This window comes from Aurantimonas sp. 22II-16-19i, from assembly GCF_002088275.1.
Lineage (GTDB): Bacteria > Pseudomonadota > Alphaproteobacteria > Rhizobiales > Rhizobiaceae > Jiella.
Genome location: NZ_AQQS01000021.1, coordinates 34,361 through 49,213, shown reverse-complemented (window position 1 = coordinate 49,213; position 14,853 = coordinate 34,361). Strand labels below are relative to the sequence as shown.

15 protein-coding genes are annotated in these 14,853 nt (G+C 68.8%); 6 read left to right on the top strand and 9 right to left on the bottom strand.

From position 1 onward, the window contains the following. Nucleotides 1–13: 13 nt before the first annotated feature. The 8 genes from moeB to mutM form a co-directional block, all read right to left on the bottom strand. The gene (moeB, locus tag ATO4_RS16600) at nt 14–778 is read right to left on the bottom strand and encodes a molybdopterin-synthase adenylyltransferase MoeB (RefSeq protein WP_083592649.1); all 765 of its coding nucleotides are present in this window, start codon (nt 776–778) and stop codon (nt 14–16) included. 10 nt (nt 779–788) lie between these two features. Next, entirely contained in the window at nt 789–1,907 is a 1,119-nt protein-coding gene (gene recF / locus ATO4_RS16595; protein WP_083592698.1) for a DNA replication/repair protein RecF, read from the bottom strand. A gap of 50 nt (nt 1,908–1,957) precedes the next feature. Then, on the bottom strand, nt 1,958–3,082 hold the full coding sequence (dnaN, locus tag ATO4_RS16590; protein ID WP_083592648.1) for a DNA polymerase III subunit beta: 1,125 nt from the start codon (nt 3,080–3,082) through the stop codon (nt 1,958–1,960). A gap of 243 nt (nt 3,083–3,325) precedes the next feature. After that, nucleotides 3,326–4,783, bottom strand: coding sequence for a chromosomal replication initiator protein DnaA (gene dnaA / locus ATO4_RS16585; protein ID WP_245308788.1), 1,458 nt, complete (start codon nt 4,781–4,783; stop codon nt 3,326–3,328). A gap of 95 nt (nt 4,784–4,878) precedes the next feature. Then, nucleotides 4,879–5,313, bottom strand: coding sequence for a rhodanese-like domain-containing protein (locus ATO4_RS16580; RefSeq protein ID WP_083592647.1), 435 nt, complete (start codon nt 5,311–5,313; stop codon nt 4,879–4,881). 880 nt (nt 5,314–6,193) lie between these two features. After that, nucleotides 6,194–6,463 carry a 30S ribosomal protein S20 gene (gene rpsT, locus ATO4_RS16575; protein WP_083592646.1) on the bottom strand — a complete coding sequence of 90 codons (270 nt, stop codon included), beginning with the start codon at nt 6,461–6,463 and terminating at the stop codon, nt 6,194–6,196. 354 nt (nt 6,464–6,817) lie between these two features. Continuing rightward, nucleotides 6,818–7,591 carry an enoyl-CoA hydratase gene (locus ATO4_RS16570; RefSeq protein ID WP_083592645.1) on the bottom strand — a complete coding sequence of 258 codons (774 nt, stop codon included), beginning with the start codon at nt 7,589–7,591 and terminating at the stop codon, nt 6,818–6,820. A gap of 130 nt (nt 7,592–7,721) precedes the next feature. Continuing rightward, nucleotides 7,722–8,615, bottom strand: a complete 894-nt coding sequence (mutM, locus tag ATO4_RS16565) for a bifunctional DNA-formamidopyrimidine glycosylase/DNA-(apurinic or apyrimidinic site) lyase (RefSeq protein ID WP_083592644.1) — start codon at nt 8,613–8,615, stop codon at nt 7,722–7,724. Nucleotides 8,616–8,794: 179 nt separating this feature from the next. Between mutM and ubiE the strand changes: the two genes are divergently transcribed. The 6 genes from ubiE to dut all read left to right on the top strand — a co-directional run bounded on the left by ubiE (nt 8,795) and on the right by dut (nt 13,861). Beyond that, nucleotides 8,795–9,574 carry a bifunctional demethylmenaquinone methyltransferase/2-methoxy-6-polyprenyl-1,4-benzoquinol methylase UbiE gene (ubiE, locus tag ATO4_RS16560; protein ID WP_083592643.1) on the top strand — a complete coding sequence of 260 codons (780 nt, stop codon included), beginning with the start codon at nt 8,795–8,797 and terminating at the stop codon, nt 9,572–9,574. A gap of 123 nt (nt 9,575–9,697) precedes the next feature. Continuing rightward, a complete protein-coding gene (ubiB, locus tag ATO4_RS16555; RefSeq protein ID WP_083592642.1) occupies nt 9,698–11,284 on the top strand; it encodes a 2-polyprenylphenol 6-hydroxylase in 1,587 nt (528 codons plus the stop codon). A 72-nt stretch (nt 11,285–11,356) separates the two neighbouring features. Further along, nucleotides 11,357–11,743 carry a hypothetical protein gene (locus ATO4_RS16550; RefSeq protein WP_083592641.1) on the top strand — a complete coding sequence of 129 codons (387 nt, stop codon included), beginning with the start codon at nt 11,357–11,359 and terminating at the stop codon, nt 11,741–11,743. Continuing rightward, a complete protein-coding gene (locus tag ATO4_RS16545; RefSeq protein ID WP_210191086.1) occupies nt 11,740–12,141 on the top strand; it encodes a type II toxin-antitoxin system VapC family toxin in 402 nt (133 codons plus the stop codon). Before ATO4_RS16550 ends, ATO4_RS16545 begins: the two co-directional genes overlap by 4 nt. Beyond that, on the top strand, nt 12,138–13,370 hold the full coding sequence (coaBC, locus tag ATO4_RS16540; RefSeq protein ID WP_083592640.1) for a bifunctional phosphopantothenoylcysteine decarboxylase/phosphopantothenate--cysteine ligase CoaBC: 1,233 nt from the start codon (nt 12,138–12,140) through the stop codon (nt 13,368–13,370). Before ATO4_RS16545 ends, coaBC begins: the two co-directional genes overlap by 4 nt. After that, nucleotides 13,367–13,861 (top strand): dUTP diphosphatase, encoded by a 495-nt coding sequence (gene dut, locus ATO4_RS16535; protein ID WP_083592639.1) that lies wholly within the window; start codon nt 13,367–13,369, stop codon nt 13,859–13,861. The genes coaBC and dut overlap by 4 nt, the downstream gene beginning before the upstream one ends. A gap of 37 nt (nt 13,862–13,898) precedes the next feature. Here the strand turns inward: dut and ATO4_RS16530 are convergent, their stop codons facing one another. Beyond that, entirely contained in the window at nt 13,899–14,678 is a 780-nt protein-coding gene (locus ATO4_RS16530; RefSeq protein WP_176223030.1) for a GGDEF domain-containing protein, read from the bottom strand. Nucleotides 14,679–14,853: the final 175 nt, after the last annotated feature.

The window sequence follows — 14,853 nt, the reverse complement described above, 5'->3', positions numbered from 1 at the left end:
CCGGGCGAAGCCCTCAGCCGCTCTTCGGCCGCCGGTAGCGGATCGTCTCGAAACGCAAGGCCAGGAGGTCGACCATCAGCAGCTTGCCGATCAGCGGCTCGCCGATGCCGCAGACGAGCTTGATCGCCTCGTTCGCCGCCAGCGTGCCGAGGACGCCGGTGGTGGTGCCGAGGATGCCCGCCTCGGCGCAGCTCGGCACGACGCCGGGGGGAGGGGCCTCGGGAAAGAGATCCCGGTAGCGCGGGTTCGCCCGTCCGTCGCCGTCCACAAGATGCGGCGCCAGCACGGTGAGCGAGCCCGAAAACCGCTGCACCGCGGCGGTGACGAGCGGGATCCCCGCCGCCTCGCAGAGGTCGGCCATCAGGTAGCGGGTGGAAAAATTGTCCGAGCCGTCGACGACGAGATCGTAGCCCGCGACGATGGCCGGCCCGTTTTCGGCGTCGATCCGCACCTCGTGGCCCGTGAAGGCGACATGCGGATTGACGGCCGTGATCCTCTCTTCGGCGCTGTCGAGCTTTGATCGGCCGATGTCGGCGGTGGCGTGGATCACCTGGCGCTGCAGGTTCGACAGCGACACGCGGTCATCGTCGGCCATGCCGATGCGACCGACGCCGGCCGCCGCCAGATAGAGCGCCACCGGCGAGCCGAGGCCGCCGGCACCGATGACGAGGACGCGCGCCGCCTTCAGCTTCTGCTGGCCCGGCCCGCCCACCTCCGGCAGGACGATGTGCCGGGCGTAGCGTTCGATCTCGGAGGTCTCGAGAGACGGTTCGCGCATCGTGTCATCCTCAGTCTGTGGCGCCGATCGGGATCATGTTCGCCCGGCCCCCCAGCGCCTCGAAGAGCTGCGCGTCGGTGCCGGTCATGAAGGCCTGCACCCCGAGCGAGGCGACGAGATCGAACAGCGCCCCGCGCCGGCCGGGATCAAGATGCGCCGCCACCTCGTCGAGCAGCAGGATCGGGCGGAAGCCGGAAACCTGCGCCACCAGTTGGGCATGGGCGAGGACGAGGCCGATCAGCAGCGCCTTCTGCTCGCCCGTCGAGGCGAGCGCCGCCGGCATCGCCTTCGCCGCGAAGAACACCGCGAGATCGGCCCGGTGGGCGCCCTCGCGGGTGCGGCCGCTGGCCCGGTCGAGGGCGCGCGAGCGGCGCAGCGCGAGCCGCACCTCCTCCTCCGTGTCGAGCGCCGCGCCGGCAAGATCGGCGCTCTCGTAGCCGGAGGCAAGCTCCAGCCGCGCCAGCGGAAACGGGCTGGCGCCCGCCGCGGCATCGATCTTGGCCGCCAGCATGCGAACCAGCTCCGCCCGCGCCAGCGCCATGGCGACGCCGAGTTCGGCCATCTGCGCCTCGAGCCCGGAGAGCCAGCCGTCGTCCATCCGGTCCTCGGACAGGAGCCTGTTGCGCGAGCGCATCGCCCGCTCGTAGTCGGAGGCGCGCCGGCCATGGGCCGGGTCGACGGCGAGCACCATGCGGTCGAGGAAGCGCCGCCGGTCGCCGCCGGGCCCGGTGAAAAGGCCGTCCATCGCCGGCGTCAGCCACAGGACGCGGCAGATTTCCAGGAGTTCGTCGGCGGTCTTGACCGCCGTCTCGTCGATCCGCACGTTGCGCGAGGCCGGCACGGCGCCGGGCGGCGAAAGCCGCGATTCGACCCGCGTTGCGCCGTCGGTCGAGGCCACTGCGGCGCGCACCAGAAAGCCTCCGCTGCCGCCCTGGCGCGCCATCTCGCCATAGGTCGCGCGGCGGATGCCGCGGCCGGGCGAGAGCAGCGAGAGGGCTTCCAGGAGATTGGTCTTGCCGGCGCCGTTGTCGCCGAAGAACACGACGAAGCCGCTGTCGAAGGTCAGATCCAGCGACGGATAGTTGCGGAAGTCGCCGAGACGCAGGGTCTCGACCCGCGAGGAGGGCAGGCTCGCCGAGGCCATGGGCCCGGCCGAGGGGGCGCGCCTCGCCGTTTCGCTCACACCCGCATCGGCATCAGGACGTAGAGCGTCGTCTCGTCGCCGCCGTCCCGGATCAGGGTGGGCGAGCCGGGATCGGCCAGCATGAAGACGGCGCTCTCGCCGGAGAGCTGGCTGGTGATGTCGAGGAGGTAGCGGGCGTTGAAGCCGATCTCGATGTCGTCGGAGCCGTATTCGACCGCGAGTTCCTCGGTCGCCGTGCCGCTGTCGGGGGAATTCACCGTCAGCGTCAGCTGGTCGGGCGAGAGCGACAGCTTCACCGCCCGGCCACGCTCGGAGGAAATCGTCGACACGCGGTCGACGGCGTTGGAGAAGGTCTGCCGGTCGAGGGTCAGCGCCTTGTCGTTGTTCTGCGGGATCACCCGCTGGTAGTCCGGGAAGGTGCCGTCGATCAGCTTGGAGGTCATCACCACGGCGCCGATGGTGAAGCGGATTTTCGCGTCGGAGAGTTCGACGGCCACGGTGTCGTCGTCGCCGCAGTCGCCGAGCAGCTTCTGCACCTCGCCGACGGTCTTGCGGGGCACGATGATGCCGGGCATGCCCTCCGAGCCCGACGGCGCCTTCACCTCGGCGCGGGCGAGCCGGTGGCCGTCGGTCGCGACCGCCCGCAGCGACAGGTCGCCCTCGGCCTCGACGGTGTGGAGATAGATGCCGTTCAGATAGTAGCGCGTCTCCTCCGTGGAGATCGCGAACTGGGTGCGCTCGATCAGCCGCAGGAGGTCGGAGGCCTTGAGCTGGAAGGAATGGCTGAGGCTGCCGGCGGTGATGTCGGGAAAGTCGGCCTCGGGCAGGCACTGCAGCCGGAAGTTCGAGCGGCCGGAGGACACCGTCATCTGCGTCCCCTCGCCATTGGTGGCGAGCTTGACCTCGGAGCCTTCGGGCAGCTTCCTCACGATGTCGTAGAGGAGATGCGCCGGCACGGTCGTCGCGCCGGGTTCCTCACCCATGGCGGCGACGCTTTCGGTGATCTCGATGTCGAGGTCGGTCGCCTTCAGCCGCATCCCGCCATCCTCGGTGCGGACCAGCACGTTGGACAGGATCGGGATCGTCGTGCGTCGCTCGACCACGCGGTGGACGTGCGACAGCGACTTCAGGAGGTTCGATCGCTCGATGATGATACGCATGAGGTCTGCCGTTCCATAGAATCCCGGCGCCAGGAGGTGACGCGTCCGGGACCATCGTTCTTAGTGGCTCGCCGCCGGCTTGAAAAGGGCGTAGCCGCCGGGCGCCGCGTCGACGGCACCGGGCGGCCGGCAGGCCGGGCCAGGGGGCTGTGATTCCGGCCGGCTCGCCCGGCGCGGTTCGTCTTTCGACGGATGGTCCGCCGGCCGGCGCAAGGCGGCCGGCCGGGTTCGCTCAGGTGGCGATCATTCCTCGATCATCCGGCGGATCAGGTCGAGCTCGTTGGAAAACGTCTCGTCCTTGGAGCGCTCGCCCTCGATCTTGCGCACGGCGTGGAGCACCGTGGTGTGATCGCGGCCGCCGAACCTGCGGCCGATCTCCGGCAGCGAGCGCGGCGTCATGGTCTTGGCGAGATACATGGCGATCTGGCGCGGCCGCACGATGGTCTTGGTGCGGCGCGCCGAGAGGAGGTCGGTCCGCGTCACGTTGTAGTGGCGCGAGACGAATTTCAGAATGTCCTCGATGCGCACCCGACGCTCGACATTCGCCCGCGTCAGCTGGTTGAGGAGATCCTCCAGATGCTCGGCTGAGAGCGGCTGGCCGAGGGAGTGGCGGAAGGCGATCTGGTTGAAGGCGCCTTCGAGGTCGCGGCCGGAGCCGGCGACCCGCCGGGCGATCGTGTCGATCATGTGCTCGGGCATGGAAAAGCTCGAATCCTCGGCGCGCATCGCCGCGGCCCGGCTTTCCAGGATCGCCTTGCGCATCGGATAGTCCGGCACGCCGATTTCGAGGGTGATGCCGTTGGCCAGCCGCGAGCGCACCCGCGGATCGAGGGATTCCAGATCCGCCGCCGGCCGGTCGGCGGCGCAGATCACCTGCTTGGCCGAATCGATCAGGGCGTTGAGGAGATGGCAGAACTCCTGCTGGATCGACTTGCCCTGCAGGAACTGGGTGTCGTCGATGATCAGGATGTCGATGCCGCGCAGCGTCTCCTTCAGGTCGAGGGCGCGGTTGTCGCGGATCGCGGCGGCAAAGCGCCACATGAAGTATTCGGCCGTCAGATAGACGACCCGCGGCTGGTCCGGCCGGCGCACCGCCGCATTGGCGATCGCCTGCAGGAGATGGGTCTTGCCGAGGCCGACGGCGGCATGGACGAAGAGCGGGTTGAAGCGCACCGAGCCCGGCCCGTTCTCGGCCACCGCCTTGCCCGCCGCGAGCGCCACGCGGTTCGACGAGCCCTCGACGAAGCTGTCGAAGACGTAGCGCGGATCGAGCGGCGAGCCGAATTCCGGCGAGCCGGAGATGGCCAGCGGCGTCTCGGCGGGCAGCGCCTGCGTGACGGCCCGCTCGGCGATGCGCGGCTCGCTGGCGACGAGCGGCGCGGCGCTTTCGGCCCGTCCGCCGATGCGGCTCGAGCGGATGGTGACGCCGCCGCCCCGGACGGCGGAGCGCACGGCGATGTCGACGCGCAGGGTGCCCGGCACCTCCTCGGCGAAGATCTCGGTCAGAAGCTCCTGATAGTGCGACTGGATCCACGACCGCAGGAAGGCGGTCGGGACCGAGACCTGGCAGACGCCCTTGCCGAGGCTGTCGAGCTTCATGCGCTGGAACCAGCTCATGAAGATGTCCTGGCCGAGCTGAGCCTTGAGGCGCATCTTGACGCGCTCGATCACCTCGGCCCGATCCTCGTCGCCACCCGTCATGTCTGCCCCGTATGTCACGCTGTCTTTTGCCGGCCCGGCGCGAGAGCCGTCCCACGTCATCGTCGCATGGCCAGTGGCCGCCTGGCCGCCGCGAATCATCTCTGTAGCCATGGGAGGTCCTCCGCTTTCCAGCCGGCCTTCGTGCCACGGTGGCCGTTCTCGTCGGGCGGTCCCTCGAAGCCGTCGAGGACGTTGAAGCAATGGTCGAAGCCGGCCGCGGTCAGCGCCCGTGCCGCGGCGACCGAACGCACGCCCGACCGGCACAGAAGGAAGACCCGGCTCTGCTGGTCGCGCTTGCCGTCGACGACGGCCCGCGTCACCCGGCTGGCGAAATCTGGATCGACGGCCATGGAAGGAAAGGACTGCCACTCGGCGAGAACCGCGGCCTTGCCGATCGGCGACAGGTCCGGAATGCCGACATAGGTCCATTCCGCCGCGGTCCTCACGTCCACGAGGATCGCAGCGGGGTCGTCCGACAGGGCCGACCAGCATTGCCGGACGGTCACGTCGCCTTCGTAGCCAGTTGCCATTGAAACTTCCCGTCAGTCAGTAATGCCAAAGCATCGCGCCGGTTGCTTGACCAACCGAGCGCGCCTCAGCGTTATATTTTTGGTTGAGACCGAAACGCTATAAGAGAGTCGTAGCGGACGCGGCGAACGGACACATCACAGCTTGCACTGAAGCTTTGGATAAGTCCTTCGATCCCCGCACTTCGTCTCTCTCCGCTCTTGTCATGGCCGGAAGTTACGAAACAACGGCTGGCGGGGCAAGCCGACTCGGACCGAATGAGGGTGACTCTGGGGCGTCTTGTTGCGCCTCCGTCATCCACTGGTTTCGTGACGCGGTTCCAAACCCCTTGCCGTCAGGCGGTTCGGCCCGGACGGGCAGTTTGACGCAGTGCCGAAAGAATAAATTTTGCAGAATTTGTGACGGCCCACTTGACTCAATGGCTTGCGAGAATTTGGTTAGCCGGCAATTTTATTGTGCTCAGTGACCTCTTCTAAGCGACTGTTTTTAATGCGATATTTTGGTAATGTTGGTTTGAGGGCGGAATCTCGCGACAATTCAGCCCCTTGCGCCGAGAGAATCGCGCCTGCCGGTTCGCACCGGTCGACATCGATCTGTCGCAATCGGCGGACAGGCCGCCGGGATCGCGCCGGCCAGGCCCCGAAGCCCGTCGAATCCGCCGTCACGAGCGCACCGATCGCCAGACGGCGCTGCCGATGGCGCTGTGCCCAGACCCGTCCGCAATCCCGCCGCGATCCGCCGGACCTTCCAGCCCGCCGGGAATCGACAGGCACCGCCCGCCGGAACCGGAAAGCCCGACCCGGTAAACCGAAAAAGCCCGGCCCAGAGAATCGAAAAGCCCGGCCGGGGCCGGGCTCTCGTCTGGCAGACGTCGTCGCGAGATCAGGCCTCGGCGATCGCCTTCACGCGGTGCGACAGGCGCGAGATCTTCCGGGACACCGTGTTGCGGTGGAAGACGCCCTTGGAAGCGGCGCGGCGCATCTCGGGCTCTGCCGCCCGGAAGGCCTCGACGGCGGCATCCTTGTTGCCGGAAGCGATCGCTTCCTCGACCTTGCGCAGGAAGGTGCGCACGCGCGAGCGGCGGGCGCCGTTGATGGCCGTGCGGCGAGCGATCTTGCGCGTCGCCTTCTTGGCCGAGGGTGTGTTGGCCATGTTCGTCTCTCTTTCCTGATCGGACCACGCAGCGCCGGCAATCACGAGGACATGCGGCGGCACAAAAGAACGGGCGGCGCCCGAAAGACGCCGCCAAGTGGCGCGTCTTATAGGGAATGGAGGGGGATGCGTCAACATCCGTCCGCCCGGTGAAGTGTCGGCGGTGAAGACATCTTCGGCCGGGAAGACGTCGTTCACGTCATTGGCTCGAGGCGGCAGCAAGCCGCCGCCAGTTTCGGCCGCGCGTCGCAGCAAGCGCGGCCGGATGGCCGCAGGCCGTTCCGGCCGGTGGCAAAAGCGACGGCTCGGCGATTCTGGAGCTGGCGAGCCTGAAACGCGCGATTCTCGAACCAGTCAGCGATTCTTGAACTGCGGCGAGCGCTTCTGGACGAAGGCCTCCATGCCCTCGCTCTGGTCCTCGGTGGCGAACAGCGAGTGGAACACCCGCCGCTCGAATCGCAGCCCCTCCGACAGCGGCACCTCGAAGGCCCGGTTGACCGCCTCCTTGGCGAGCATCACCGCCGGCAGCGAGAAGTTGGCGATCTTGTCGGCGGTGCGCAGCGCCTCTTCGAGGAGATCGGCGGCGGGCACGATCCGCGCCACGAGGCCGCAGCGTTCGGCCTCCTGCACGTCCATCAGCCGCCCGGTGAGCACCAGGTCCATGGTCTTGGCCTTGCCGATCGAGCGGGCGAGGCGCTGGGTGCCGCCCATGCCCGGAATCACCCCGAGGGTAATCTCCGGCTGGCCGAACTTGGCATTGTCGGCGGCGATCACGATGTCGCACATCAGCGCCACCTCGCAGCCACCGCCGAGCGCATAGCCGGCCACCGCCGCCACCGTCGGCTTGCGGAACTCGCCGAGGCCTTCCCACTCGCCCCACAGGTCCGCCGACAGGGCGTCGGTGAAGTCCATGCCCTGCATGTCCTTGATGTCGGCCCCGGCGGCGAAGGCCTTCTCCGAGCCGGTCAGGACGACGGCGCCGATCTTGGCGTCGGCCTGGAAGCCCTTCAGCGCCTGCACCACCTCGCGCATCGTCTGCTGGCTCAGCGCATTCAGCGCCTTCGGGCGGTTGAAGGTCAGAAGGCCGACGCGGCCGCGGGTCTCGACCTTGATCGTTTCGTAGCTCATGGCGCTCCACCGGATCGACGGGCGTCGAACGGGCGACGCGGGTTGTCGCCATGCTTGAACGATCAGGCGGGCGAACGCAATATGGCCCGTCGGCGCAGGGTGCCGGCCCGCCGTGGCGGGATTTCGCCTTCTATCTCTGGCAGATCGGGCAGTAGAAGGTCGATCGCCCCGACTGGACGATCCGCTTCACCACCCCCCGGCAGGTGGCGCGCGGACAGGGGTCGTCCTCGCGGTCGTAGACGGCGAAGGAGTGCTGGAAATAGCCGAGCGAGCCGTCCGCCTGGCGGTAGTCGCGCAGGGACGAGCCGCCGGCGGCGATCGCGTCGGCGATGGTGTCGCGAATATGTTCGGCGAGGCTCTGGAGCCGTTGGGTGGCGAGGCCCTTCGCCGTCACCAGCGTGCCGGCCGCCCGGCGCGGCGACAGCCTCGCCCGCCACAGCGCCTCGCAGACATAGATGTTGCCGAGCCCGGCGATCACCGACTGGTCGAGGAGCACGGCCTTCAGCGGCGCGGCGCGCCCGGCGAACTGCGGCGCCAGCGCCTCGCCGGACAGCGCATTGCCGGTCGGCTCGATGCCGAGGCTGCGGAAATGCGGGTGGGCGCCGAAATCGGCCCGTTCGATCAGGCTCATATAGCCGAACCTCCGGGGATCGTTGAAGATCACCGAGACCGGCAGGCCGCCCGGCTCGGTGAGATCGAAGCGGACATGGTCGTGCAGCCTTGCGGTCGAGCGGGCATGGACGAAGACGCCCGGAAGGCTGGTCCCCGTCCGGCTCTCGATCCGGAACGAGCCGGACATGCCGAGATGCATGGCGAGCACCGTGCCGCCCTCGAGATCGGCGAGGAGATATTTCGCCCGCCGCCCCAGGCTCTCGATCCGCCGGCCCTGAAGCCGCGCGGCGAAGTTTTCCGGCAGGGGAAAGCGCAGGTCCGGCCGCGCGGCGACCACCGCCTCGACGCGGGCGCCCGCCATGACCGGCTCGAGGCCGCGCCGCACCGTCTCCACCTCTGGTAATTCCGGCATCTTCGCTTAAGTCCTTCGCTCGAATGGCGGCGCTCGCGCATCGCCCCTTGGCGACGCGCGCAGAAGCCGCTACCCCCGTGTCGCCCGCCGGCCCGTCTTCGGACAAGGCGGCAGGCGAACCCAACGGGGCCCGCAATATCCGCATCGAGCCGATGCGTTGCAATGTAAGGTCAAACGTCATGTCGCAATCGCGCGCCACCGCAGCCGATGCCATGGAGACCGCCTACGGCTTTGCGACCGTCGGCGGCGGCGCCGAGAAGCAGGAGCGGGTCAACGCCGTCTTCCACCGGGTGGCCGAGCGCTACGACCTGATGAACGATCTGATGTCCGGCGGCATGCACCGGGCCTGGAAGGCGGCGATGGTCGCCTGGCTGAGCCCGCCGCACCGGCCGGAATTCCGCTTCGTCGACGTTGCCGGCGGCACCGGCGACGTCGCCTTCCGCATCGTCGAGGCGTCGCGCGGCCGCGCCCACGGGACGGTCGTCGACATCAACGCCTCGATGCTCGGCGTCGGCGCCGAGCGGGCGATCAAGCGCAAGCTCTCCGACAACCTCGCCTTTCTCGAAGGCAACGCCGAGAAGCTGCCGTTGCCGGACAATTATTTCGACGCCTATACGATCGCCTTCGGCATCCGCAACGTGCCGCGGATCGGCACGGCGCTGGAGGAGGCCTACCGCGTGCTCAAGCCCGGCGGCCGGTTCCTCTGCCTGGAATTTTCCGAGGTCGAGCTGCCGGTGCTCGAGAAGGTCTATGACGCCTGGTCGTTCAAGGCCATTCCGCGGATCGGCCAGATGGTGGCGAACGACCGGGAGTCCTACGAATATCTGGTCGAATCGATCCGCCGCTTCCCCAACCAGACGAATTTCGCCGCCACCATCCGGCAGGCCGGCTTCGAGCGGGTCGCCTACCGGAACCTGTCCGGCGGCATCGCGGCCATCCATTCGGGATGGAAGCTCTGAGGCGATGATCGGGCAGAAGGGGCCGCGCGCCCCGCATCGATCGATCGAATGGAACAGAAGGGGTGAGGGTCGGCGTTTCGTCTCGAACGCGGCCCCCGCCAGCGCGACCGAGCAAAGAGATCCGTGGCAAATCCAGTAACCGGGACGTTCGCGCTGTTGAGGGCCTGCTTCGTGCTGGCACGCGAGGGCGTCGTCGGCGCCTTTCCCTCCGAAGGACTGCCGCCGGTGCCGGCGATGCTGCATCGCGCGGCGCGGCTTCTGGAGCGCCGCTCGGCGAAGAACCAGGCGCGGTCGGACCGGCTGTCGCGGGCGCTGCACCGGCTCGGCCCCTCCTATGTCAAGCTCGGCCAGTTCCTGGCGACCCGGCCCGACATCGTCGGCGCCGACATCGCCGGCGAGCTCGGGGCGCTGCAGGACAAGGTGCCGCCCTTCGATCACCGGCTGGCCGTCGCCGAGATCGAGACGACCCTCGGGCGCTCGATCGACGAGCTGTTCATCGATCTCGGCCAGGTGGTCGGCGCGGCCTCGATCGCGCAGGTCTACAAGGCCCGCGTGCGCAGCCGCGACGGCGGCGAGCATTTCGCCGCCGTCAAGGTGATCCGCCCGGGAATCCGGGCGCGGTTCCGCCGCGAGCTCGAGACCTTCGCCTTCATCGCCAGGTTCCTCGAACGCTTCGTGCGGGCGTCGCGGCGGCTGCGGCCCGTCGCCGTCGTCGAGACGCTGACCCAGTCGACCCGCATCGAGATGGACCTGCGGCTCGAGGCGGCGGCCTCTTCCGAGATGGCCGAGAACGTCGCCCACGACCAGGGCTTCCGGGTGCCGGCCATCGACTGGGAGCGCACCGGCCGCGACGTCATCACCATGGAGTGGATCGACGGCCTCAAGCTCAGCGATGTCGCCGGCATCGTCGCCGCCGGCCACGACACCAAGCAGATCGGCGTCACCGTCGTCCAGTCGTTCCTGCGCCATGCCATGCGCGACGGCTTCTTCCATGCCGACATGCATCAGGGCAATCTGTTCATCGCTCCGGACGGCACCATCGTCGCCGTCGATCTCGGCATCGTCGGCCGCCTCAGCCGGGAGTCCAAGCGCTTCCTCGCCGAGATCCTCTACGGCTTCATCAAGCGCGACTACCGGCGGGTGGCGGAGCTGCATTTCGAGGCAGGCTACGTGCCGCGCAACCAGGATGTGGCGAGCTTCGCCCAGGCGCTGCGGGCCATCGGCGAGCCGATCTACGGCCAGCCCGCCGAGACCATCTCGATGGGCCACCTCCTGACGCTCCTGTTCGAGGTGACCGAACTCTTCGAGATGCAGACGCGGCCGGAACTCGTCCTCCTGCAGAAGACCATGGTGGTGGTCGAGGGCGTCGCCCGCACCTTCGACCCGAAGTTCAACATGTGGGTGGCGGCCGAGCCGGTGGTCTCCGACTACATCCTCGCCGAGCTCGGCCCTGCCGCCAAGCTGCAGGAGGCGCGGGACGGCATCGAGGCCGGGCTGAAGCTCCTGCGCAAGGCGCCGGAACTCGCCGTCGGCCTCGAGGTCCTCAGCCGCGAGCTGCCCGAGCTGATCGAGAACGGCATCCGGCTCAACGACGACACGCTGAAGGACCTCGTCCAGGACGGCAAGGCTAGCATCATCCTCGGCCATGTCGAGCGCTGGGTGATCGCCGGCACGCTGATGGTGATCGCCGCCGCCCTGGTCTTCGGCTGAGGCCGGCGTTGCTCCGCCGCAAGGCCGGGGCTAGAGAGGAAGGACGAGCGTTCAGCCCTCAGGGAGGATGCGATGGCGAGCCTGACGATCGACGACCTCGACGACGAGGTGATGCAGCGCCTTCAGGCGCGCGCGGCCAGGCACGGCCGCTCGCCGGCCGAGGAGGCGCGGGCGCTGATCGCGGTGGTTGCCCGGGATCGTGCCGGCGACACAGGCATCGTTCAGCCGATGGAAAAGACGCAGAAAATGCGAAAGGTGATCGAACAGATCAGGTCCGGGGAGGGCGTTTCCGATCTCGGCGAGGCGCTGGGAGAGCCGGCGTTGATCGGATTGCCGGTGCGCTCACCCGCCGAGCAGAAGCGGGTCTACGAGGGCTTGGCAGCCTTGAGCGTGCAGCCGGCGGCAGAACCCTTCGACCAGAAGGCCTTTACCGACGATCTGTGGAATTTCGTCCCGTGATCGTCGTGGACGCGTCGGCGATCGTCGCCCTGCTTCTGGCCGAGGAGGACGCCGAGCAGTTCCGGGGCGCACTCGCCGTCGATCCGAACCCGATGATCTCGGCGCCGACCTATCTGGAGACGAGCATCGTCCTCGGCGCCCGCATCGGCATCTTGGCGAAGAGCCGCATCGAGGGCTTGATGACGCTGGCCAACATCGAAGTCGCTCCGTTCACCGAGGCGCAGGCCGCCATCGCCGCCGATGCGTGGCGCCGCTACGGGCGCGGCTCCGGCAGCCCGGCGAAGCTGAATTTCGGCGACTGCTTCTCCTATGCCCTGGCGGTGTTCCTCGCAGCGCCGCTGCTGTTCAAGGGCGACGACTTCGGCGCGACGGACGTGACGGCGGCGCTGTCGGCATGAGCGTCCTGTCCGGCAAGCGCATTCTCTTGATCGTCGGCGGCGGTATCGCGGCCTACAAGTGCCTCGACCTCATCCGGCGGCTGCGCGAGCAGGGCGCCGCCGTCACCCCGGTGATGACCGGGGCGGCGGCCGAGTTCGTCACGCCGCTGTCGGTCGGCGCGCTCGCCGCCAGCAGGGTCTATTCCGACCTCTTCGACCGGGAGGACGAGCAGGACGTCGGCCACATCCGGCTCGCCCGCGAGCACGACCTCGTCCTTCTCGCGCCGGCGACGGCCGATCGCATGGCGCGCGTTGCCAACGGCCTCGCCGAGGATCTCGCCGGCGCGATCCTTCTCGCCACCCGCGCGCCGGTGCTGATGGCGCCGGCGATGAACCCGGCGATGTGGGACCATCCGGCAACCCGGCGCAACCACCGGCGTCTCCTCGACGACGGGATCGGCTTCGTCGGGCCCGGCAGCGGCGAGATGGCGGAAAAGGGCGAGGCCGGAACCGGCCGCATGGCCGAGCCGCTGGAGATCGTCGCGGCCGCCGAAGCCTTGCTGGCACCGCGCAAACGGCCTCTGACCGGCCTCTCCGCCATCGTCACCTCCGGCCCGACCCACGAGCCGATCGATCCGGTGCGCTACATCGCCAACCGCTCCTCCGGGCGCCAGGGCCACGCCATCGCCGAGGCGCTGCGCGATGCCGGCGCCCGCGTCACTCTCGTCTCCGGCCCGGTGACGCTCGCCGATCCGCGCGACGTCGCGGTCCGGCACGTCGAGACGGCGGCCGAGATGCTGATCGCCGTCGAGGCGGCGCTGCCGGCCGACATCGCCGTCTTCGTCGCCGCCGTCGCCGACTGGCGGGTCGCCGCCGAGAGCAGCCGCAAGATCAAGAAGACCGGCGACGGGCCGCCGGCTCTGGCGCTGGCCGAGAATCCCGACATCCTCTCGACCATCGGTCATCACGACAGGCGCCCGGGCCTGGTGATCGGCTTTGCCGCCGAGACCGACGATCTTCTGGCGAATGCCCGCGGCAAGCTCGCCCGCAAGGGCGCCGACGCGATCCTCGCCAACGACGTTTCGCCAGGGGCCGGGGCTGGGGGAGGCGTCATGGGAGGAACAGAGAACACCATCCGCCTCGTCACGGCGGAGGGGGTCGAGGAATGGCCGACGCTGGCCAAGGAGGCCGCCGCCACCCGCCTCGCCGAATGGATCGCGGCGCGGCTCGGACGCACGGAGACCGCATGACGCAGGACACGACGGAGCGACGGGTGACGGTCCGCGTCATGCGGCTCGCCGCTGGCGCCGAAGGCGCCTCGGGCGATCGCGAGCCGGCGGCGCTTCCGGACTATGCCAGCGCGGGCGCCGCCGGGGCGGATCTTCGCGCCTGCCTCGACGCGCCGCTGACGCTCGCGCCGGGCGCCCGGGCGATGGTGCCGACGGGGCTCGCCGTGGAACTGCCGGAGGGCTTCGAGATGCAGATCCGGCCGCGCTCCGGCCTTGCCGCGAAGCATGGCGTGACGGTGCTCAACGCCCCCGGCACGGTCGATGCCGATTATCGCGGCGAGGTGAAGGTGCTGCTGGTCAATCTCGGCGAGGAGACCGTCACCATCGCTGCCGGCGACCGCATCGCCCAGGCCGTGATCGCCCCGGTCACCCGGGCCGAGTTCACGCTGGTCGATGGTCTTTCGGACACCATGCGAGGCGCCGGCGGGTTCGGCTCGACCGGCAAAAGGTAGTCGCGCCGGCGCTTGCGGCCGGCGCTGCGGCCCGGCCTCAGCCGGCCGTCTGCGGTGTCGCCGGAGCCTCCATGCCGCGCAGCCGGCCGCGCCCCTGGGCCGCGATGGAGGCGATGGTGCAGCGGTTGCGGCCGCCTTCCTTCGAACGGTAGAGATTGGCGTCGGCGGCCTCGTAGATCCGGTCGAAAGGCTGCGGCGTGCGCATGAACACGCCGCCGATCGACACCGACAGCTGCGCGCCGTTCTTGCCCGTGCCGACATAGAGCCGGTTGATCGCCATGCGCAGCCGTTCGGCGACCATCTCGCCCTGCTCGGCGGTGCCGCAGGGCAGCGAGACGACGAACTCCTCGCCGCCGAGACGCCCGACGGCGTCGCTCTGGCGCACGAGCTTCTTCAGCGTGCCGGCGATCTTCTTCAGGGCGATGTCGCCGACCGGATGCCCGAGCCGGTCGTTGATGCGCTTGAAATGGTCGGCATCGATGATCAGCAGCATCAGGCCCTTGTCGTTGTGGCCGACCAGCGAGCGCAGGTGGTTGCGGAACACCTTCTCGAAGCCCTGCCGGTTGAGGACGCCGGTCAGCCGGTCGGTATGGGCCGCGCGCATCAGGCCGTCATTGTCGGCATGCAGCGAGGCGACCCGGAACACCAGATAGGCAAGATAGGGCAGGGCGCTCGCCGCCGTCACCGTGACGGCGAAGCCCACGGCCGGCATCATCACCGCTTCGCCGAAGGAGCGGAAGTACCACAAGGACAGCGCCGCCACCGCGAGCGTCGTCACGATGACGAGAAGAACGAATTCTCCAAAGACGGTTTTCATGCGATCGGGTGCCTGTTGCATGAGATCATCCTGACTCGGCGAAGACGGGTGGCTGCCTGCGATCCGGGAACGCTGCACCGATTTTCCTAAGATCAGGGTTCGCGAGATCTTAAGGTTTGATTCAAGTCCCGCGCATCCGCATCGCCTCTTGGCGGTGCGGCGGGGGCAAAGGCGT